This window comes from Corynebacterium callunae, assembly GCF_046592015.1.
GTDB lineage: Bacteria > Actinomycetota > Actinomycetes > Mycobacteriales > Mycobacteriaceae > Corynebacterium > Corynebacterium callunae_A.
In genome coordinates this window covers 117082-139341 of record NZ_JAWVOB010000005.1, presented here as the reverse complement: position 1 = coordinate 139341, position 22260 = coordinate 117082, and the positions used below count along the sequence as shown (strand labels likewise).

Below are 22260 nucleotides of genomic sequence, written 5' to 3'. Positions count from 1 at the left end.
GTGTGTGGGAGGCGCTCTTAATTTTAGGGCAGGGGATTAATCTACCTGGCGGACAGCACCCTTATCGGCAGAGGTAGCCATCTTGGCATAAGCGCGCAGGGCCTTGGAGACAACGCGATTACGGTTAACTGGCTGCCAAGGCTTCTCGGAGGCATTCATGGCATCGCGACGGCGCTGCAATTCTTCCTCGGAAACCTCAACCTCAAGCTGACGGTTGTGAACGTCGATGGTGACGATATCGCCATTTTCGATCAGGCCGATGACACCGCCGTGAGCAGCCTCAGGGGAGATGTGGCCGATGGACAGTCCAGAGGAACCGCCGGAGAAACGGCCGTCGGTGATCAGCGCGCACTTCTTGCCCAGGCCGGAGCCTTTGAGGAAGGCAGTTGGGTGCAGCATTTCCTGCATACCTGGTCCACCTGAAGGTCCCTCGTAGCGGACAACCAGAACCTCGCCAGCCTGAATGGTCTTATTCAAGATGACAGAAACGGCTTCTTCCTGGCTTTCCACAACGCGTGCAGGTCCGGAGAAGTGCCACAGCTCTTCGTCGATACCAGCAGCCTTGATCACAGCTCCATCGGGAGCAACATTGCCGCGTAGAATGACCAAACCACCATCAGCGGTATAAGCGTGCCCGACGTCGCGGATACAACCCTTGGCAGCGTCGGTATCCAGCTCATCCCAACGGTTTTCGGTGGAGAAAGCCTGGGTGGTGCGGATACCACCGGGAGCAGCGTGAAAGAGCTCAATTGCTTCCGCAGAAGCCTTGCCGGAGCGAATATCCCACTCTTCAAGCCAGCTATCTAGATCGTTGGAGTGAACGGAGTGAACATCCTTGTTAAGCAGTCCGCCACGGTTGAGTTCACCAAGCAGAGCTGGGATGCCACCGGCGCGGTGAACATCTTCCATGTGGTAATCGGAGTTTGGAGCAACCTTGGACAGGCAAGGAACACGCTTGGACAGGGCGTCGATGTCCTTGAGGTCAAAGTCAACCTCGCCTTCCTGAGCTGCAGCCAGGATGTGCAAGATGGTGTTGGTGGAGCCACCCATTGCCATATCCAGGGCCATTGCGTTTTCAAAAGCCTGCTTGGTGGCAATGCCACGTGGAAGAACAGACTCGTCTTCTTCACCGTAGTAGCGCTTGCACAGCTCAACAACGGTTTCGCCAGCCTTCTCAAAGAGGGCGCGGCGCGCAGCGTGGGTAGCCAAGGTGGAACCATTACCTGGCAGGGAAAGACCAAGGGCCTCGGTGAGGCAGTTCATGGAGTTTGCGGTGAACATACCGGAGCAAGAACCACAGGTAGGGCAGGCAGACTGCTCAACCGCAGCCAGGCCAGCATCATCAACGGCGTCATTTGCAGAAGCAGAGATTGCGGTGATGAGGTCAGTTGGTGCGTGGGCAACGCCATCAACAACAACAGCCTTGCCGGCTTCCATAGGGCCACCGGAAACAAACACAACAGGGATGTTCAGGCGCATGGCAGCGTTAAGCATGCCCGGGGTGATCTTGTCACAGTTGGAGATACACACCATTGCGTCAGCAGTGTGTGCATTGACCATGTATTCCACGGAGTCAGCAATGATTTCGCGGGAAGGCAGGGAGTACAGCATGCCACCGTGTCCCATGGCGATGCCATCATCAACAGCGATGGTATTAAATTCCTTGGGAACGCCACCTGCCTTGCGCACAGCGTCAGCAACAATGTCTCCTACGTCCTTGAGGTGGACGTGACCTGGAACAAACTGGGTGTAGGAGTTCACAATGGCAACGATTGGCTTGCCAAATTCGTTTTCTTTGGTGCCGGTGGCGCGCCATAGGGCACGGGCTCCAGCTGCATTGCGACCGACAGTGGTGACTTTTGAACGAAGAGGAATCATGATGCGCTTTTCATTTCAGCTCGAAAGAGCGGCGGGTGGGGTAAAACAGAGCTCACTTGTGTGTCACAGGCTCTGGGGGTTGGTGTGCGCTAGCGCCCTTTGGTTCGGGCGGGGCAATCAACTCTTTGTGCTACTAATCTGCTTGTGATGTGGGGTTATCACGGCGTGAGGTGTCTGCAACATCTGCACGAGACTGGTTAGCTGGGTTTGGGATCTCCCCAGCCTCCTCAACGGCGGATGCTTTAAAAGTATTCCCATTATTTGCAGTGGATTCTTCATCAAAGTTGATTTGCACCTCTTTACCAAGTGCTGCCTGGCGTTCCAGGTACTCCTCCTTGGTCAAAAGGACGGAATAACCATCTTCATGAACAACCACAACTTTGCCATCCTGGGCTTCCAAACCGGCAGTAAGCGCATCAGGAATGCGACCATAAGAGGCCTTTTGCAAACGGGGTAGGGAGTTAAAAGTGACACCTGGCAGGGTGATTTCCTGGCCAGCGGTGGTGCGCGCAAAGGTTCGTGCGCCCTTGAAGCCAATGCCAGCAAAATCCTTCCAGGCCACAAACTTATTGCCCTTGAATGCATACTGCGCGCTGATGCCGGATTCATCCACGATGGTGGCAGATTTCAGAACCCAATAGATAAAAATAATTGGAAAGGCCAGGAGCCAGAACAGGTACTGCGGAGCGGCTCCAATGACCAAAAGTGAGATCAGTCCGAGGACAACTGCGCCGAGGATATGGGTGCGTTCGGGGTGGAATTTTTCTGAAAGCTCCACCGCGGTTGCTGGGTTTTTAGCCTCGGTGCTCTTTCCTGCGTCTGAACTCATAGTTTCCAATACTAGTCAAAAAATGGGACGTTCCAACAATCAACGTCCTACTGGGTGGACGTAGGGGTTGCTTGCTGCTGCGTTGGCGTACTTGCGGTGGACTGCTGGGCAGTTGGCGCAGCGGTAGTTTGCTGTGGCGTAGACGCAGTACTTGGCGCCGCAGAGCTTTGCTCCGCGGGGGTTGGCTCCTCCGAGTAGGTGCCAAAGGTGCTGGTCTCAGGGGTAAAGGTATCAGGGCGCGTTTCGACGCTTTCCTGTGACGGTGTCACGGAGCTGGTGGTAGGAGCAGTCGTGGGGGCAACAGTAGAGCTCTGGGTGGTGGTTGCCACATCCGGGGCTAACCATCCACTAGAACCCTGCCATTCCGGATCTGTCTGCACAGTGAGTCCCTTAAACAAAAGGAGGAAGCCCAGTATACACAGCAGAATTGAGGTGGTCATGCGCACTCGACCGCCAATGGAAAGGATTTTCTGCCAACGCTTTGGGTAAAAATCGGTGCGGAAGAAGCCGTTTACTGAGCCATCTTTTTCTTCCTTATCCTCATCTTTTTCCGGTGCGAGATCCGGCTGGGAAACTTCCAAGTCAAGGGATTTCTCTGGATTTCCGGGGCTTAACACCTCTTTTGCGGGATCTGGATCATCCTTTGAGCTGGCCGCCATGGACACCACGCTGCTATCTGCAGCTGCTTTTGGTTGAGCGTTAGTTCGCGCCAGTTTTTCGTCGACAAGCGGGCGTTTTTGGGCGCGGTAGTAGGGGTCCTCATGCTCGACGTTGAGGGAATCGATGAGGGTGCCGGAGGTGGTGGTGGCCGAGCCGTATTCAGACCAGAATTCGGCGATGATTTGGGTGCGGATGGCGCGCTCCACCAGCCACTGATTACCGGCGGTGACCTGCACCAAAAAGCGCATGGTAACCATCCACGGCATACCCACAACAGTCGGGGGAGTCACGTCAATTGCCGGGTGCACGTCCAATTCGCCGAGAACTTCCGGCGCAATATCTTCTTGTGCCAGCGCGCGGCGGGTGGCCTTCTCCGAACGGCTAATGACCTCGGAAATATTCTCCGAACCCAGCATCGGGATCGGAATAACCACCACTGCACGGGACCAGTTATTGGAGTTGTTAATGCACACCTTGGCCGTGGAATTGGGAATAATCACCGTTTCCTGGCTGATGGTGCGGATGCGGGTAGCGCGCATAGTGATCTCAATGACGGTGCCTTCAACAACAATGCCATTGCCTTCAAAACGCACCCAGTCGCCCACACCAAATTGCTTTTCCGTAAGGATAAAAAATCCAGCGAGGAAGTCCGCGATGATGGATTGTGCGCCAAGACCAATGGCTGCCGAAGCCACGGTGGCAGGGATCGCAGCGCCGGCGAGGGAGAACCCCAGTTGCTGCAGTGCAGAGACAACCAGAATAAAAAACGCAATGATTTGGGCGATATAAACGCCCACGCCGGCAAAGGCTAATTGATTCTTGGTGGTATCGGGATCTGCATTATTTTCAATTCGGTGCTTGATAACGCGCATGGAAAATCTGCCGATGCGCGGAATAAGAAATGCCAACACCAAAAGCAGTGCGAGATCTAGTCCGGTTTCAACAACCCAGGACCAAAACTGTGAAAGTAAATAGAGCACGGGAATGGGCATGGCCACCACAGTAGCGTCGGTGCGTAGGGGATTGCTGTTGAGACTTTGTGAGCTCACTGAATTTCACTGGGTTTTAGGGTGCTTGTTTTGGTCGTGGTTGGCACGTGGTTGGCGCGTGGTTAATGGGGGGAAGCAGGGGGCGCATAAAATTGTGCTTAAACTGGCACGCATGGGTTGGTGTGTGTAGCATTACACGACATGACCATTATTCGACTTGTACTAGTGACCCCTCGGCGCCTGCCGTAGCGGCCTTTCAAGTCGTCTCGTCAAGCGCCCTCGACAACACTCACCACAGTGTTGCATCGAGGGCTTTCTTGTTGGACATGACCCAAGTGTTCAACATCGCAACAGACATCTGTCGCACTGCGTGCACACGCATCCGCGTCGGAACAATTTAAGAAGGTTGTTTTCCCGCAGGGGAGAGCAACCCTGAAAATCCTTCTATGAAAAGGAGCCAACTAGTCGTGAACGTGGCAGCTTCTCAACAGCCCACTCCCGCTACGGTTGCAAACCGTGGTCGTTCCGGAGCCCCGGAACGGATGACAGGCGCACAGGCAATTGTTCGATCGCTCGAGGAGCTTAATGCTGAAATCGTATTCGGCATTCCAGGTGGCGCAGTGCTACCTCTCTATGACCCCCTTTACTCCTCGACCAAGGTGCGTCACGTCCTGGTTCGTCATGAGCAAGGTGCAGGTCACGCCGCTACCGGCTATTCCCAAGTAACCGGACGTGTGGGTGTGTGTATTGCCACCTCCGGCCCAGGTGCAACCAACTTGGTTACCCCAATTGCTGATGCCAACCTGGACTCCGTTCCTTTGGTTGCTATTACCGGCCAGGTCGGCAGCAAGCTGCTGGGAACTGATGCTTTCCAGGAAGCAGATATCCGCGGCATCACCATGCCAGTGACCAAGCACAACTTCATGGTTACCAACCCTAATGACATCCCACAGGCCCTTGCCGAGGCTTTCCACCTGGCAAGCTCCGGCCGTCCGGGACCAGTTTTGGTTGATATTCCTAAGGATGTTCAGACCGCAGAGCTCGACTTTGTTTGGCCTCCAGTTATTGATCTCCCAGGTTACCGCCCAGTTACCACCCCGCATGCACGCCAGATCGAGCAGGCAGTAAAGCTGATCGGTGAATCCAAGAAGCCAGTTCTTTATGTTGGCGGCGGCGTTATCAAGGCTAATGCCCACGCTGAACTGCTGGCATTTGCTGAGTACACCGGCATTCCTGTTGTCACCACCTTGATGGCTTTGGGATCCTTCCCAGATTCTCATGACCTTCATATGGGTATGCCTGGCATGCACGGCACCGTTTCTGCAGTTGGAGCTCTCCAGCGCAGCGATCTGCTCATTGCTATTGGTTCCCGTTTTGATGATCGTGTCACCGGCGATGTTGATACCTTCGCTCCTGATGCCAAGATCGTTCACGCCGATATTGACCCTGCCGAAATTGGCAAGATCAAGCAGGTTGAGGTTCCAATCGTGGGCGATGCCCGCGAGGTTCTGTCCAAGTTGCTGGAGACCTACAAGGCAAAGACCTCTGCCAATGAGGACATCTCCGAGTGGGTTAACTACCTCAAGGATCTGCGTAGCCGTTTCCCACGCGGATACGACGAGCAGCCAGACGGCATGCTGTCCCCACAGTTTGTTATCGAGACCTTGTCCAAGGAAGTTGGACCGGATGCAATTTACTGTGCCGGCGTGGGCCAGCACCAGATGTGGGCTGCTCAGTTCCTGGACTTTGAAAAGCCTCGTACCTGGCTGAACTCCGGCGGTCTGGGCACCATGGGTTATGCCGTTCCGGCAGCTCTGGGTGCTAAGGCAGGCGCTCCTGACAAGGAAGTCTGGGCTATCGATGGTGATGGCTGCTTCCAGATGACCAACCAGGAATTGACCACCTCTGCAGTCGAGGGAATGCCTATCAAGGTTGCGCTGATTAACAACGGAAACCTGGGCATGGTTCGCCAATGGCAGACCCTGTTTTATGAAAGCCGTTACTCAAACACTAAACTGCGTAATCAGGGCGAGTACATGCCCGATTTTGTGACCCTATCCGAGGGTCTGGGCTGTGTTGCCATCCGCGTCACCAAAGCGGAAGAAGTATTGCCTGCGATTCAAAAAGCCCGTGAAATCAACGACCGACCAGTGGTTATTGACTTCATCGTGGGAGAAGACGCACAAGTATGGCCCATGGTCTCTGCAGGTGCCTCCAACACTGAAATCCAATATGCCCGAGGACTGCGCCCATTTTTCGATGGTGATGAGTCCGCTGCAGAAGATCCTGCAGACATCCATGAAGCCGTCGACGGTATCGACGCCGCAGTAAAGTCGACCGGAATTTAAGGAGCGCTCAAGATGGCCACCACTGACATCACTCGCCACATCCTGTCCGTTCTGGTACAGGACGTAGACGGCATTATTTCCCGCGTTTCGGGTATGTTCACCCGTCGCGCATTCAACCTCGTTTCCCTGGTTTCAGCAAAAACTGAAACTGATGGCATCAACCGTATTACTGTTGTGGTTGACGCCGACGAGCTCAACATCGAGCAGATCACCAAGCAGCTCAACAAGCTGATTCCAGTGCTTAAAGTCGTTCGACTAGATGATGAGACCACCATTGCCCGCGCAATCATGCTGGTTAAGGTCTCTGCGGACAGCACCAACCGTCCGCAAATTGTCGACGCCGCCAGCATCTTCCGTGCTCGCGTTGTGGACGTCGCACCAGACTCCGTGGTTATTGAAGCCACCGGCACCCCAGGCAAGCTGCGCGCTTTGCTTGACGTCATGGAGCCTTTTGGCATCCGCGAATTGATCCAATCTGGTCAGATCGCACTGAACCGTGGTCCAAAGACCATGGCACCAGCAAAAATCTAGACCGTAATTTATACCCTAAATACTGCATAAATGTGATGGGCTAAACATGGTTTCAGCGCATGTGTGTGGTAGAAACAATAATGTAGTTGTCTGTGTCAACGCCTTCACTTTCGGGTTCACTCACGAAAGTGAAGTAATACAGGCTACTTTTCACCAATTTTTCACGAAAGGCGAGATTTTCTCCCATGGCTATTGAACTGCTTTATGATGCTGACGCTGACCTCTCCCTGATCCAGGGCCGCAAGGTTGCCATTATTGGCTATGGCTCCCAGGGCCACGCACACTCCCAGAACCTGCGCGATTCCGGCGTTGAGGTTGTTATCGGTCTGCGTGAGGGCTCCAAGTCCGCAGAGAAGGCAAAGGAAGCCGGCTTCGAAGTTAAGACCACCGCTGACGCAGCTGCTTGGGCAGACGTCATCATGATCTTGGCTCCTGATACCTCACAGGCAGAAATCTTCACCAACGACATTGAGCCAAACCTCAACGAAGGTGACGCACTCTTCTTCGGCCACGGTCTGAACATCCACTTCGACCTGATCAAGCCAGCTGACAACATCATCGTCGGCATGGTTGCACCAAAGGGCCCAGGCCACCTCGTTCGTCGTCAGTTCATTGACGGCAAGGGTGTTCCTTGCTTGATCGCAGTTGATCAGGACCCAACCGGCCAGGGCCAGGCTTTGGCACTGTCCTACGCTTCCGCAATCGGTGGCGCACGCGCAGGCGTTATCCCAACCACCTTCGAGGCTGAGACTGTTACCGACCTCTTCGGCGAGCAAGCTGTTCTTTGCGGTGGCACCGAGGAACTCGTTAAGACCGGCTTTGAGGTTCTTACCGAAGCTGGCTACGAGCCAGAGATGGCATACTTCGAGGTTCTGCACGAGCTCAAGCTCATCGTTGACCTTATGTTCGAGGGTGGCATCGGCAACATGAACTACTCTGTTTCCGACACCGCTGAGTTCGGTGGCTACCTCTCCGGCCCACGCGTCATCGATGCAGACACTAAGTCTCGCATGAAGGACATCCTTACCGATATCCAGGACGGCACCTTCACCAAGCGCCTCATCGCTAACGTTGAAGGTGGCAACAAGGAGCTCGAGGATCTGCGCGCTTCCTACAACAACCACCCAATCGAAGAGACCGGCGCTAAGCTCCGCGACCTCATGAGCTGGGTCAAGGTTGATGCTCGCGCTGAAACCGCATAATTAACCCTTCTAAATAGGGTTTAAAAACTGCCACCACAGGTGTCAGCTGGCAAGCGTCAGCTGACACCTGTGGTTTTTGTTTACCCCCAAAAGACCCCAGTTGCCCTTCAGGTGGCCCCCAAAAGCTCCAACCCAAATGTTTTATTTTCAATAAGGTTTCAATAAGCACTAAACTGTGCTTAGCTAGAGATATGAAAAAGCATGAGGACACCCTCGAGCATGGGCATGCACACCACGATGATCACGGCCATAGCCACAACCACAGTGATGGCCACGATCACGACCACGGGGTAGCGGGTCACAGCCACGCCCCCAATTCTCTTAAAGCCCTGCTCGGTGTCCTCGCACTTACCACTGTCATCTTTTTGGCAGAACTTAGCGCCGGCCTTATCTCTGGCTCGCTTGCCTTGCTGGCAGATGCGATGCATATGCTCTCAGACTCCACCGGATTGATTATTGCCGCTGTGGCGATGCTCATTGGCCGCAAAGCTCCCACCGACCGCGCTACCTACGGTTTTAAGAGGGTAGAGGTGCTCGCTGCCATGACTAACGCCGTGGTGGTGGCAGCGCTCTCGGTGTGGATTGTGGTTGAGGCTCTCATGCGCTTGGGTGGGGATGTAGAAATCCAAACCGGCGTCATGTTGATCGTTGCAATAATTGGCTTTATCACCAATGCAGTGTCAGCTCTGATCCTCATGCGCCACCAAGACGGCAATATTAATATGCGTGGCGCATTCCTCCATGTGCTTAGTGACATGTTGGGCTCAGTGGCCGTCATCATTGCTGGGTTGGTCATTCGCTACACCGGTTGGATGCCCGCCGATACGGTTGCCTCTATCGTGATCGCCGCAATTATTATTCCGCGCGCCTTCGGTTTGCTTAAAGAGGCTATTAATATTCTCTTGGAACGCGTTCCCACCGATGCGGAGCCTGCACAAGTAACAGCAGCACTTAAGGCTGTAGACGGCGTTGCCGATGTCCACGATCTTCATATTTGGACCATTGACGGCAAAGAAATCCTTGCTACCTGCCACTTAGTGGTGGAAACCTCCGAGAAAAATGTTTATAGCTGCGGAGTGTTGGATCGGGCAGAAGCGGAATTATCCAAACTTGGAATCAATCATTCCACCATTCAGCTAGAGAGTGCCGAACATAGCGGTCACGAGAGTGTGTGCTGATATAGAGTGTGACCTATGGGGTTTTCCACACCAAGCTATGCGCTAAATGACCTTTTCGCCCGCATCGACCGTGGCGATATTCAACTTCCCGATTTCCAGCGGGACTATGCCTGGGATGTTGATCGCATCCGCAGCCTAATAATCACTGTTCTACGCGGTTTTCCCGTCGGCGTGCTCATGGCGCTCGACACCCGCGGCGAAGAGATGCGGTTCCGGCCCCGCGCACTGGCCGGCGCGCCTGATACCGGCCTAGACCCAGGCCTTTTGCTTCTCGACGGACAACAGCGCCTCACCACTCTTTATCATTGCTTCAGTGGCGAAGGATTTGTCAATACCGTTGATTTCCGTTCAAAAAAGGTTATCCGCAAGTTCTACGTCAATGTTGCCAAGGCTATTGAATCTCCGGTTATGCCCGATGAGGCAGTGTTCTCCGTAGGTGAAAATGGTCAAATCATGTCCCACTTTGGCCCCACCGTCGAAGGTGGCATCACTGATCTTGATTCAGCCCTCCGCAATGGTTGCTTGCCCATCTCCATGCTGTTGGGCGATAAAGGCACCGATATCCTTTTTGACCTCGCCGATCTCGCAGGACCACAGGCCCGCGATCATGCCAAGAAATTCCAGTCTCAGATTATTAAAACTCTGGTCAGCTATGACATCCCCATGATCCGCCTGGATCGTGAAACCGCCAAGGGAGGAGTGGGCTCCATCTTTGCCCAGGCCAATACCTCTGGTCTACAAATGGATGTCTTTGATCTACTCACTGCAGTTTTTGCGGCCGATGAATCCCGCGACAACGAATTTTCCTTGCGCGAAGAGTGGACTCACACCGAAAAGCGCCTGCGCCAGCACTCAGCTCTCGACGGCATTGGCCGCACTGAATTCTTAACTGCTGTTGCGCTATTGGTTAGTGCTCGCAAGGGAAGTGCTTCTGGATATCGCGAAGATATTTTGAACCTCACCCTTGATGAGTACATTCCAGCAGCAGAAGAAATCCGCAATGGCTTTGATGAGGCTGCGGAGTTTTTGCGCCAGCGCTGCATTTTGAGCGTCGATCAGGTGCCTTATACTGCGCAAATTGTGCCACTAGCTGTTATTTTGACGCTGCTTACATCCGAAGAATTGGCCAATACTCGCTCCTGGGATCGCCTCAACCAGTGGTTCTGGAGTGGCGTGCTGGGTGAGCTTTATGGATCTCCAGCGATTATCGCACGTGCGGGTCGTGATACCGATCAGGTGACGGCGTGGATTCGTCAAGGTGCTGCCGAAGATGTTGAGGCACCAAAAACGATCCGCGATTGCCAATTCCATGAATCGCGATTCCTCAGTGCCACCGCCGACACCGGCGTGTGGAAGGGAATTTTTGCGCTGCTGATGGGCCGCGGTGCACGTGACTGGCGCACCGGCCAGCAATTCGATCGCTGGACTTTTGAAGAACTGGGGTGCAGCTTCCACCAGATTTTCCCCACCAAGTGGTGTGCAGAACGCGGTATTGATCCGGTGCTCGCAGAATCTGTACTCAACCGCACTCCCATGGGACGCCGCACCGAGGTGGTTATTGGCGATACTCCACCTTCTCGTTATCTCTCCCGCGTGCAGTCGAAGTCCTTGATGGGAGATGAGGAATTTGATCAGATGCTCAATACGCACCTGCTCAAGGCCGAGGATCTGCACAATTCCGATACCACCAGCTTCTTTGCTGATAGGCGCATCAATTTCATCAAAATGGTGGAAGAAGCCATTGGCAAACCAGTGGTTAGAGATGTTGATGAAGCTGATTTAGCGGGGGGACATGACGGCCCCGATGCCTTTGAGGATACGGTGGAGGTTTAAGAACCTGCCACCGGCTACCATTGCCGGACGGTTCTAGAAATAAAAACCACCACGACGAAGGACGAGCACTTGGCACTCCAAAAGACTCCCGTACGCCACCTGATTTCAGTGGCCGCTTCAGCGGCCCTGGTGTTAGGCCTGGTTTCCTGTTCCTCCGCCGAACAACAGCAACCAGCCGAGACCGAGGCGGCGTCGACAAGCACGGTTGAAGATAATTCTCCCTACCGCGAGGCAAAAACTGAGAACCTTGCGCGCGTGGTGTCGGAGAATTTTCCGCAGACACCAACCGTGATTAGCGATCCGGGTTATTCGGGAATTGAAACGAGCAAGATGTTTTTTGATTCCTCGGAAACGGTCGTGGTGGCAGGTGCTGGAATTTCGCAGGAGCTGCGCGCGGCGTCGATTGGTGTGGTTGCACATGCGCCGGTGCTACATGCGCCGGGCTCTGATGATGCTGCGGTGATTGCGGAAATTGAGCGCCTGGGTGCAACGACGGTGCTGCTGGTGGGCAATGCGCTGCCTGGATTTGATGAAAATAGCCTGGAAAAGGTGACAACGGTGATTCAAGATCCGGGCACCGAGCAGGCACTGGCGGAATTAACCTCCCTGCAATTTGAGGAGAAAACTGTCGTCGATATTTCCGAGGTCACCCGCGCGACCGCACAGTTGGTTCCGGAAGAGCAAACCTTGTTGGTGCCAGCCTGGGAAAAGATGCCCGCGGATACTTCTGCTGAGAAGGTAGAGGCTTTCCCGGTGCAGACCAAGCGCGATGGGGAGATGGCGCCGGTTGTAATTGCCAGCCCTGAAAGTGGCATTTCTGCTGTTGCAACCGCGCGTGCCTATGGCGCTGAGGTTCGTTTTATGGACTACCCAGATCCGCGGCTTAATACCGACACCATGAACATGGTGGCCGGGCTTTCCGATAAGCCTTTGCTGGCACTGGGTGATCAATTCGGCAGCAGTGAGCTGCTGTCGGAGAAAATTGTGCGCGGTGAAACCATCACCACTGAGCTGCCCGGTGGCGGCGGATTGGTGTTCCCAGGACGCCGCATGGTGGCTCTTTATGGGCATCCTTCCGGTCCTGCCTTGGGCGCAATGGGGGAGCAGCCCCCAACTGAGGCCGTTGCCCGCGTCAAAGACATGGCTGCGCAATATCAGGAATTTGAAGAACAGCCAGTGATTCCAGCTTTTGAGGTTATCGCTACTGTGGCCTCGGAATTCCCCGGTGATGATGGCAACTTCTCCAATGAATTCGCAGCCGAGGAGCTCACTGGCTATATCGATGCCATTACCGAGGCCGGCGGCTATGCCGTGATTGACCTGCAGCCTGGACGCGCCAGCTTCTTGGAACAGGCCAAGCTTTATGAGGATCTGCTGAAGCGCCCCAATGTGGGATTGGCCCTTGATCCAGAGTGGAAGATTGGCCCAGATGAGCAGCCGATGACCCGCGTGGGTTCGGCGACGGCTGCGGAAATTAATGAGACCGCGCAGTGGCTGGCAGACCTTACCGAGGCCAATCAGCTCCCGCAAAAGGCCCTGGTGCTGCACCAATTCCAAACCCAGATGCTGCCGGATCGTGAAAACATTAAGACCGACTATGCCGAGCTGGCCTTTGTACTGCACGCTGATGGACACGGTATGGCAGGCGATAAATATGCCACCTGGGACCTCATGCGCGCGGGCCTAAGCCCCAATTACTTCATGGCGTGGAAGAATTTCTATGACGAGGATTTCCCCACCTTCACCCCGCAGCAAACCTATGAAGAGGTTAATCCGCGTCCATGGTTTGTGTCTTATCAATAATTTTTAACGCTTGAAACGCCTGTAACGCTTGTCGACGCGGCCACGCTGCGTAGTGCGCAGTGTGCGCGGCCGATTTTCCGGTTGGGTGCCAGGTGTGAGATGAGGGCCTTGAAATAAATTCAAGGCCCTTTCTTGCTGCCGTGGCATTTAGTGGGTTGCTTTAAAACCAGGCAAAGAACAGCAGAAATCTGCCTGGTGAGACACAAATGGGGGTGTATCCCACCCCATGAAAATGGGGTGAAGGTGCCTCAAGTCCTAGAAGTGGGTTTAGAATGAACCCTAGTCGCACGCCAAAACCCGGCGTGGACACGTCTGCAGCCGACGCGGTCGTGCCTGTTGCAGGCGGACATTCCTAGTTTTTCCAGGAGAAACTTGTGAGCCAGAATGGCCGTCCGGTAGTCCTCATCGCCGACAAGCTAGCGCAGTCCACTGTTGACGCGCTGGGAGATGCAGTAGAAGTCCGTTGGGTTGACGGACCAAACCGCCCCGCACTGCTTGAAGCAGTCAAGGAAGCCGACGCACTCCTCGTGCGTTCTGCCACCACGGTTGATGCAGAAGTCATCGCCGCTGCCCCAAACTTGAAGATTGTCGGCCGTGCAGGCGTGGGCCTGGATAACGTTGACATCCCTGCTGCAACTGAAGCAGGCGTCATGGTTGCCAATGCACCAACCTCCAACATCCACTCCGCATGTGAGCACGCAATTTCCTTGCTGCTTTCCACCGCACGCCAGATTCCAGCTGCTGACGCAACCCTGCGCCAGGGCGAATGGAAGCGCTCCTCCTTCAATGGTGTTGAGATCTTCGGCAAGACCATCGGTATCGTCGGCTTCGGCCACATCGGTCAGCTCTTTGCACAGCGCCTTGCTGCATTCGAGACCGAGATCATCGCTTATGACCCATACGCAAACCCAGCCCGCGCTGCACAGCTCGGCGTTGAGTTGGTAGAGCTTGAAGAGCTCATGGGCCGCTCTGACTTTGTCACTATTCACCTTCCAAAGACCAAGGAAACTGCCGGCATGTTCAATGCTGAGCTGTTGGCTAAGTCCAAGAAGGGCCAGATCATCATCAACGCTGCACGTGGCGGCCTTGTTGATGAGCAGGCATTGGCAGACGCTATCGAGGCTGGCCACATCCGTGGCGCTGGCTTCGACGTTTATGCAACCGAGCCTTGCACCGACTCCCCACTATTCAAGCTGCCACAGGTCGTTGTTACCCCTCACCTGGGTGCATCCACCGAAGAAGCTCAGGACCGTGCTGGTACCGACGTTGCTGACTCCGTTCTCAAGGCACTGGCTGGCGAGTTCGTTGCAGATGCAGTGAACGTTTCCGGTGGTCGCGTGGGCGAAGAAGTTTCCGTATGGCTCGGCCTTGCTGCCAAGCTGGGTCTGCTCGCAGGCAAGCTTGTTGATACCGCACCTGTTGCCATTGAGGTTGAGGCTCGTGGCGAGCTCTCCACCGAAAAGGTTGACGCACTAGGATTGTCCGCTGTACGTGGCCTCTTCTCCGGCATCATCGAAGAATCCGTCACCTTCGTTAACGCACCTCGCATCGCTGAAGAGCGTGGCCTGGAAGTTACCGTTAAGACCAACTCCGAGTCCGTGACCCACCGCTCCGTGCTGCAGGTCAAGGTCATCACCGGCGAAGGCACCTCCGCTACTGTTGTTGGTGCACTCACCGGCCTCGACCGCGTTGAGAAGATCACCCGCATCAACGGCCGTGGACTTGATCTGCGCGCTGAGGGCCTGAACCTCTTCCTCCAGTACACCGACGCTCCTGGCGCACTGGGTACCGTTGGCACCAAGCTGGGTGCAGCTGGCATCAACATCGTCGCTGCTGCTTTGACCCAGGCTGAAAAGGGCGACGGCGCAGTTCTTATCCTGCGCGTTGAGTCCGAGGTTCCTGAAGCAATTATCGCAGAGATCAACGAAGAACTCGGCGCTACCTCCTTCCTCATCAGCCTGGATTAATTTCTAGTGCTGCTTAACCGTCTTCTCTGTGGCTTCTTTTGAAACCGCGGGGGAGGCGGTTTTTGCGTGCTGGTGAGGATTATTTCATTTTTTGAATGGGGGATAGGGGCAGTTCAGGGTGTATTTTGGGGGAGTTTTGGGCGTATTTTCGTTGAGTGTCCGCCGTGATCCGCTACACTAAATAAGTTCATATAGTGAGAAAGGAATCCCGCAAAATGAAACTTGCTGTTATTGGTGGCGATGGAATTGGCCCAGAGGTTACCGCTGAAGCCCTTAAAGTCCTCAACGTTGTCCGCGACGACATTGAGACCACCGACTACGACCTCGGGGCCCGCCGCTACCTAAAAAACGGCGAGTTGCTTACCGACGCAGACCTCGAATCCCTGCGCGAGCACGACGCCATTTTGCTCGGTGCCATTGGCGCACCAGATTCCGTTCCCCCAGGAGTTCTCGAGCGTGGGCTGCTGCTGAAGATGCGTTTTGCGCTTGACCACCACGTCAACCTGCGCCCTTCAAAGCTTTACGACGGCGTCGAGTCCCCACTGCGTAACCCTGGCAAAATTGACTTTGTAGTTGTCCGCGAAGGAACCGAAGGCGCATACACCGGAAACGGCGGCGCAATCCGCGTTGGCACCCCTCATGAAATCGCCAATGAGACCTCCGTTAACACCCGCTATGGCGCAGAGCGCGTGATCCGCTACGCCTTTGAGCTGGCACAGTCCCGCTCCAAGAAGCTCACCCTCGTACACAAGACCAACGTATTGGTTCACGGCGGTGGCCTATGGCAGCGCACCGTCAACGAGGTAGCAACCGAATACCCAGAGATAGCCGTTGACTACTGCCACATTGACGCAGCCACCATTTACCTGGTCACAGATCCTTCCCGCTTCGACGTGATTGTTACCGATAACCTCTTCGGCGATATCCTCACCGATGAAGCTGGTGCTATCTCTGGCGGTATTGGCCTGGCAGCCTCTGGCAATATCGACGCCACCGGCACCAACCCCTCCATGTTTGAGCCAGTTCATGGTTCTGCACCTGATATCGCAGGCAAGGGCATTGCTGACCCAACCGCAGCGATCCTTTCCGCAGCCATGTTGCTGCGCCACCTTGGTGATGAGGACAATGCTGTCCGCATTGAAAAGGCAGTTGCAGAAGACGTGGCACAGCGCGATAACACTGCGCCAATTTCCACCACTGCAGTAGGCGATCGTATCGCAGCTGCACTGCAGGCTTAAGGGTTTTTGAGAGCTTCCCGCTGCGTTGCCTGAGAAAGGCCGCGTGGCGGGATTTTCTCTGTCCAAAACCGCCCGGAGGGGTTCTGGATATTTTATGGTTGAGCTATGTCGGTTGAACTCGAGGAGATCCAGGATTTTCTAGCCAGTTTTGAACCCTTTGCGCAGCTGCCCAAGGATGAACTTGAGCAGCTGCCAGCAAAAATGACCATGCAGTACTTCCGCCGCGGGGAAGAAATTATTGCCCTCGGCAAGCCCAATGATCGCATGGGTGTTATCCGTTCTGGCGCTATCGATGTGCTGGAGGAAGAAGGCGTGCTGTTGGACCGCCGCGATGCCGGCCGCTGTTTTGGCCATTCCACCATGGGGCATGATCCCATCGCGCGCTATAGCATGGTGGCGGTTGAAGATAGCCTGGTGCTGTTTTTGGACCGCGCCGAATTTAGCGCACTTGCCACCAGGAATCCTGAGCTCAAGCGCTATTTTTCCAGTTGGTCTAAACGCATCCGCGCAGCAGCGGATCAATTGCGGCAAGAATCCAGCACCAAAGTTCTGCGCAGTAAATTGGGCGAATTTAAAATCGCTGAGCCAATTAGCTGCGAGCCCGATACCAGCATCCGTGATGCAGCCCTGAAGATGGATAAATTTGGCGTCTCCTCGCTGCTGGTCCATATTGACGGTGATCTCCACGGCATTGTTACCGACCGCGATATGCGCAGCAGGGTAGTAGCCCACAACCTCGATGTGGAGCTGCCTGTTAGTGAGATCATGACAGCCAATCCACGCTGCGCCACCTCTGATGACCTCGCTTTTGAGGCTATGCTTTTGATGGCTGAACTGCGGATTCACCACCTACCCATTGTGGATGCTGGCAAGATCACTGGCATTGTCACTGCCGCCGATATTATGCGTTTGCTGCGCCATGATCCGATTTATCTCACCGCTGATCTCTCGCGCAAAAACACCGTGGAGGAACTTGCCGATACCTTTAAATCGGCATCCGAGGTGGCATCTCGATTTGTAGACAGGGGAGCATCCGCCCAAGAAATCAGCAGCCTTATTACCGTGGCGGCTGATTCCCTGGCCAGGCGCCTGCTGCAATTGGGCGAGCAAAAATTTGGACCCGCTCCCATTCCATATTGCTTTGCCGTGGTTGGATCCCAAGGCCGCAAGGAAATGGGCCTGGCCTCTGATCAAGATAATGCCATTGTGCTAGACGATAGTTTTGATGAAGCCCAGCACGGAGCCTACTTTGCGCAGCTGGCAAATTTTGTGTGCACTGGCCTTGATAGTGCAGGTCAGGTGCTATGCCCCGGTGATATGATGGCCAGTAATCCGCAGTGGCGCATGACAAAGTCCGAGTGGATTAACACCTTCCACCAGTGGATTACCGCGCCGGAACCTGATGCGCTGCTGCATGCCCAAACCTTTTTTGATTTCCGTGGCATCTTTGGCGAGGTCTCCATGGCCACGGAAGTCCACCAAGCAGCCGTCGATATGGCTCAGGGCGCTCGTCGCCTGCATGCGCACCTGGCCACGCTGGCTGCTCGCCGCGACCCACCGCTGGGATTCTTCCGCGGCTTGGTGGTGGAGCGATCGGGTGAATATGGATCCACGCTGAATGTGAAAAAGGGCGGAACTGCGGGCATTGTGCAAATGGCGCGGCTGTACTCCCTGGCCTCCGGCAATGCTGCGATTGGAACCCGGGAACGCCTCATGGCAGCAGCAGGTCTTGGGCAAGTGTCCAAGCAGGGTGCGCAGGACTTATTGGATGCCTTTGACTTCCTCAATTCCATCACCTTCCAGCACCAGTCCACGCTGCTTAAGGCTGGGGAAGAGCCTAATTACCATATTGACCCCAAGACCTTGAGCAAGATGGATCGCGAGCATCTGCGGGATGCCTTTGGAATTATTAAGTCCATGCAAACCGCGCTTGCCACCAAATACCCAGTGCGGACGATCTAATGTTTGGCGCCCAGAAATCCAAAAGAAAAATTAGGCGCGTCACTGGCGCATTGCAGGAGTTTTACCAACAACCCTGCCCCGAGGCGTCGACAAGCCTAAAAAGCCTGCCACTTTTGGCGGTGGATGTGGAGACCACGGGGCTGAAGCCTAAGGAACATCAGATTGTTTCTATTGGGTGGGTGCCGGTAAATGGCCTGGAGATTGATTTGCGTGGCGCGGGATATTGTGTAATCCGTGGTAGCGAGGGGTTTTCAGTAGGGTCATCGGCGGTGATTCATCAGCTTACCGATGATGAAATCGCGGCTGGGATCTCCCTGGAGGAGGCTATTTCCACGCTGCTCGCAGCGCTGCAGGGGCGCGCACTTTTGGCGCATTTTGCAGCGATTGAAAAGGACTTTATTTCCGCGGCTTGTGAGCAGATTTTTGGCGCGCCACTGCAGGTGCCGATTGTGGATACCTTTGCCATGGAGCGCAAACATATGGAAAATATGTCCACTTATCCGCGTGGCGAGGACCTGCGTCTGGCCCGGGTTCGCAGCAGATATGGGCTGCCCAATTATTCAAACCACCATGCGCTCACCGATGCGCTGGCCTGCGCGGAGTTGTATTTGGCGCAAACGAGGCAGGGGAGGGCGCAGGTATTGCGTGATATCTCCAGCTAGGTGTTTTAAGGGGGCAAAGCACAATGCGCTGGGTGGTGCTGGTGCTCATTGGCCAACTAGGTTGCCGATGACGTGGGAAAAGCCGTGGGGAAGGGGCTTCGAAGGGGTTCCCAAGGTGCAAGGGCTGAACCCCACCGCGTAACATTGGCTCCATGCGTTTTGGAAGAATTGCCACCCCTGAGGGAATGTGTTTTTGCACCATCGACGGCGAAGGGGATGATGTAGCCAACCTCACCGCGCGTGAGATCGAAGGTACTCCCTTCACCGAACCAAAGTTCACCGGTAAAGAATGGCCACTAAAGGATGTGCGCCTGCTCGCACCAATGCTGCCCAGCAAGGTTGTCGCCATTGGCCGCAACTATGCCGACCACGTAGCCGAGGTTTTTCAGAAGTCTGCGGAGCACCTGCCTCCAACTCTGTTCCTCAAGCCCCCAACATCTGTGACCGGCCCGGAATCACCAATCCGTATCCCTTCCTTTGCCACCAAGGTTGAATTCGAAGGCGAATTGGCTGTTGTTATCGGCAAGCCCTGCAAGAATGTCAAGTCTGCTGACTGGAAGTCCGTGGTTTTGGGCTTTACCATCATCAACGATGTTTCCTCCCGTGACCTGCAGTTCGCCGATGGCCAGTGGGCGCGCGCCAAGGGCATCGACACCTTCGGCCCCATCGGACCTTGGATCCAGACCGACATCAACTCCATCGACCTTGACGATCTCCCCATCAAGGCCCGCCTGACCCACGACGGCGTCACCGAGCTCAAGCAGGACTCTAACTCCTCCCAGATGATCATGAAGATGGGCGAGATCATCGAGTTCATCACCGCCTCCATGACCCTGCTCCCAGGCGACGTCATCGCCACCGGCTCCCCAGCCGGCACCGAAGCAATGGCCGACGGCGACTACATCGAGATCGAAATCCCAGGCATCGGTAAGCTGGGCAATCCGATTGTGAACGCTTAAGTGCATTCCCATTCCGCAGGCAGCCCCTATGATGACGTCACCCCAGACATGATGGAGCAGCGCTACACCGCCGCCGATCAGGTCTGGAGTGGCAACCCCAACCAGGCCCTGGTGCGCCACTTCGGCTCGGTCAAAGCCACCGGCACCGCGCTGGATATCGGTTGTGGCGAGGGCGCGGACGTTGTCTACCTGGCGCAACAGGGCTGGCAGGTAACGGGCATTGACTTTGCCCCCACCGCCGTAGCACGCACCAAAGAGCTTGTCGACGCCAACTCGCTCTCGGCGGAAGTGCTTGATGTGTCTTTCACTGAGTTTGCGATTGAGTCTGGCCGCCAGTTTGATTTGGTGACCTGCTCTTATGGACAGATCCCAGCTAATGAAACCTCTCTTGCGCAGTTGGAAGGTCTTGTTGCTCCTGGTGGCACACTCTTTGTGACCCATCATGACTTTGAGTCTGAGTCCATGATGACTACTCGTTGGCTTGGTGCGCATTTGAGCTCTGCTTTTAAGGTGGAGGTTCTCGATGCTTTCGAGCGTGACTTAAAAAGTGGTGCTGGTGCTCATCATCATGTTGATATTGTGTTGCTTGCTGTGAAGGCGAAATAGCGCTTCCACACTTTTACCTTAATGACGCCCCTTTAACGCCTTAAACGGCTTTCTGGGGCGTCGTTTTTTCTTGCACTTTTGGCGTGGGGGAGGGTTTTATTCACGATCTGTCCCTGAGCCTACAAGAATTGCTTTAAGAACACGTGTTCTGTAGGTTCTGGCACGGATCAGGGGCCACTTTTGTCCGTGAGTCTACAAAAACCGATCCTTGGGGTGTGTGCTTGTAGGTTCTGGCACACTTGGCTCTTCCGAGAGGGATTGTCGGCGGCAACGTGGCCATAGGCGGAGGTTTTCCGTATCACCCATAGGGGTTGTGTGCCAGAATCTACAATTTCAAGCTTGAACTATCTCAGCGCGCTCGCTCAGGCACACATGAGCACCCATTTTTGTCCCTTAGCCTACAAAAACCGTCCCTAACAAAGCCTGCTTGTAGGTTCTCGCACACCCAAGCTAATTAAAGCCCCAAGGACCGCATAATCGTTCGCAGTTTTGCGGTGGTTTCGTCGAATTCTTCTTGGGCGTCGGAATCGGCAACAATGCCACCGCCAGCCCAGGCGCGGGCGTGGGTGCCATCGCCAGAAACTTCGGCGCAGCGGATCGCCACCATGTATTCGCCGTCGCCAGTAGAATCGCACCAGCCCACAGCACCGGCATAGAAGTTACGGGGGGATTCGGCAGTTTTGATTAAGCCCTCGGCGGCATCGGTGGGAGTTCCACAAATCGCTGGGGTGGGGTGCACCAAAAGCGCCAGCTCCAGGGCGTTCATAGCAGGATCTTTGAGGGTGCCAACCACAGGTGTCGCCAGGTGCCACATCTCATTGGTCTTGGTCAGTTCTGGCGTGTCCAGCACATCAACGCGGGAACAGATGGGCTCTAAAACAGCGCGCAGATGATTAACCACATAGCTGTGTTCTTCTAGGTTCTTGGTGCTGGAAAGCAAACTCTGGCCTTGCTCGAGGTCTCGTAAAGGATCGTTCAGGCGCGGTGCGGAACCGGCGAGGGGATAGGCGCTGACAGTAGAGCCCTGGCGCTTGATCAACACCTCCGGGGAGGAACCAACCAGCATATGCCCGGAAAATTCCTCGCCAGCAGGGGAGAGATCGGCAATAAAGCCATCTTTATTGTGGGAGTTATCAATCAGGCGGGCAGCCAGCAGCAAAGGATCGACAGGTGGTTCGAATTTGATGTCCACTGCGCGTGCCAAAACAACCTTTTGCAGGGGAGTTTTCTTAATGGTGGCAATCGCGGCGTTTACTCGTCGTAAATGCTCAAGCGGTGAGGGGTCAACCCCCGCAACCTCGGCGTGCAAGGTTGAGCCCGGCCCGAATCGGTAATAGGAGTGGGGCTCCAGCGGTCCCTCTTCGCGGATGACGGTTTTGGGAACCGTCAAGGCCGCCGCCTTATCGCGATCAAAAGGCAGGGCGCCCACAACGAGTGGCACGCGCCCTTCCTTTAAAGCAGAAACCGCAGCCCAGGCGTCGGTGAAGGTTTCCACTGAACCTTGGGTGCGAATAGAGCCGTGACCTCGGGAAAGCAGGAAATCTGGTGCTGTTGGCGGGGCGGCGGGATCGCGGTGGACAGACATGTAGACCCATTTTAATCCCACCGCATAAGG

16 protein-coding genes are annotated in these 22260 nt (G+C 55.0%); 12 read left to right on the top strand and 4 right to left on the bottom strand.

Annotated elements, in window-relative coordinates; all coding sequences use genetic code 11:
• Positions 1–36: 36 nt before the first annotated feature.
• From ilvD to SFC07_RS07445, 3 genes are all read right to left on the bottom strand, one after another.
• Positions 37–1878: a dihydroxy-acid dehydratase gene (gene ilvD / locus SFC07_RS07455; protein ID WP_411207598.1), complete on the bottom strand. Its 1842-nt coding sequence runs from the start codon at positions 1876–1878 to the stop codon at positions 37–39.
• Between the two features lie 133 nt (positions 1879–2011).
• Complete coding sequence (locus SFC07_RS07450) at positions 2012–2707, bottom strand: PH domain-containing protein (protein WP_411207597.1); 696 nt, start codon at positions 2705–2707, stop codon at positions 2012–2014.
• 47 nt (positions 2708–2754) lie between these two features.
• On the bottom strand, positions 2755–4359 hold the full coding sequence (locus tag SFC07_RS07445; protein ID WP_411207671.1) for a mechanosensitive ion channel domain-containing protein: 1605 nt from the start codon (positions 4357–4359) through the stop codon (positions 2755–2757).
• A 464-nt stretch (positions 4360–4823) separates the two neighbouring features.
• On the opposite strand from SFC07_RS07445, the gene SFC07_RS07440 reads away from it, so the two are divergent.
• The 12 genes from SFC07_RS07440 to SFC07_RS07385 all read left to right on the top strand — a co-directional run bounded on the left by SFC07_RS07440 (position 4824) and on the right by SFC07_RS07385 (position 20645).
• Positions 4824–6704, top strand: a complete 1881-nt coding sequence (locus tag SFC07_RS07440; RefSeq protein WP_411207596.1) for an acetolactate synthase large subunit — start codon at positions 4824–4826, stop codon at positions 6702–6704.
• A gap of 12 nt (positions 6705–6716) precedes the next feature.
• Complete coding sequence (gene ilvN / locus SFC07_RS07435; RefSeq protein ID WP_411207595.1) at positions 6717–7235, top strand: acetolactate synthase small subunit; 519 nt, start codon at positions 6717–6719, stop codon at positions 7233–7235.
• Positions 7236–7420: 185 nt separating this feature from the next.
• A complete protein-coding gene (ilvC, locus tag SFC07_RS07430) occupies positions 7421–8437 on the top strand; it encodes a ketol-acid reductoisomerase (RefSeq protein ID WP_411207594.1) in 1017 nt (338 codons plus the stop codon).
• A gap of 191 nt (positions 8438–8628) precedes the next feature.
• A complete protein-coding gene (locus SFC07_RS07425) occupies positions 8629–9615 on the top strand; it encodes a cation diffusion facilitator family transporter (RefSeq protein ID WP_411207593.1) in 987 nt (328 codons plus the stop codon).
• Positions 9616–9630: 15 nt separating this feature from the next.
• Complete coding sequence (locus SFC07_RS07420; protein ID WP_411207592.1) at positions 9631–11448, top strand: DUF262 domain-containing protein; 1818 nt, start codon at positions 9631–9633, stop codon at positions 11446–11448.
• 69 nt (positions 11449–11517) lie between these two features.
• Positions 11518–13251, top strand: coding sequence for an MBL fold metallo-hydrolase (locus tag SFC07_RS07415; protein WP_411207591.1), 1734 nt, complete (start codon positions 11518–11520; stop codon positions 13249–13251).
• Positions 13252–13625: 374 nt separating this feature from the next.
• Positions 13626–15218 (top strand): phosphoglycerate dehydrogenase, encoded by a 1593-nt coding sequence (gene serA / locus SFC07_RS07410; RefSeq protein ID WP_411207590.1) that lies wholly within the window; start codon positions 13626–13628, stop codon positions 15216–15218.
• A 215-nt stretch (positions 15219–15433) separates the two neighbouring features.
• Positions 15434–16456 carry a 3-isopropylmalate dehydrogenase gene (locus SFC07_RS07405; protein WP_411207589.1) on the top strand — a complete coding sequence of 341 codons (1023 nt, stop codon included), beginning with the start codon at positions 15434–15436 and terminating at the stop codon, positions 16454–16456.
• Positions 16457–16561: 105 nt separating this feature from the next.
• Entirely contained in the window at positions 16562–18418 is a 1857-nt protein-coding gene (locus SFC07_RS07400; protein ID WP_411207588.1) for a DUF294 nucleotidyltransferase-like domain-containing protein, read from the top strand.
• Complete coding sequence (locus SFC07_RS07395; protein WP_411207587.1) at positions 18418–19080, top strand: exonuclease domain-containing protein; 663 nt, start codon at positions 18418–18420, stop codon at positions 19078–19080. The genes SFC07_RS07400 and SFC07_RS07395 overlap by 1 nt, the downstream gene beginning before the upstream one ends.
• 152 nt (positions 19081–19232) lie before the next feature.
• Positions 19233–20039, top strand: coding sequence for a fumarylacetoacetate hydrolase family protein (locus tag SFC07_RS07390; RefSeq protein ID WP_411207586.1), 807 nt, complete (start codon positions 19233–19235; stop codon positions 20037–20039).
• Positions 20040–20090: 51 nt separating this feature from the next.
• Positions 20091–20645, top strand: a complete 555-nt coding sequence (locus SFC07_RS07385; protein ID WP_411207670.1) for a class I SAM-dependent methyltransferase — start codon at positions 20091–20093, stop codon at positions 20643–20645.
• A gap of 454 nt (positions 20646–21099) precedes the next feature.
• On the opposite strand, the gene SFC07_RS07380 is transcribed toward SFC07_RS07385, so the two are convergent.
• The gene (locus tag SFC07_RS07380; RefSeq protein ID WP_411207585.1) at positions 21100–22230 is read right to left on the bottom strand and encodes an isochorismate synthase MenF; all 1131 of its coding nucleotides are present in this window, start codon (positions 22228–22230) and stop codon (positions 21100–21102) included.
• Positions 22231–22260: the final 30 nt, after the last annotated feature.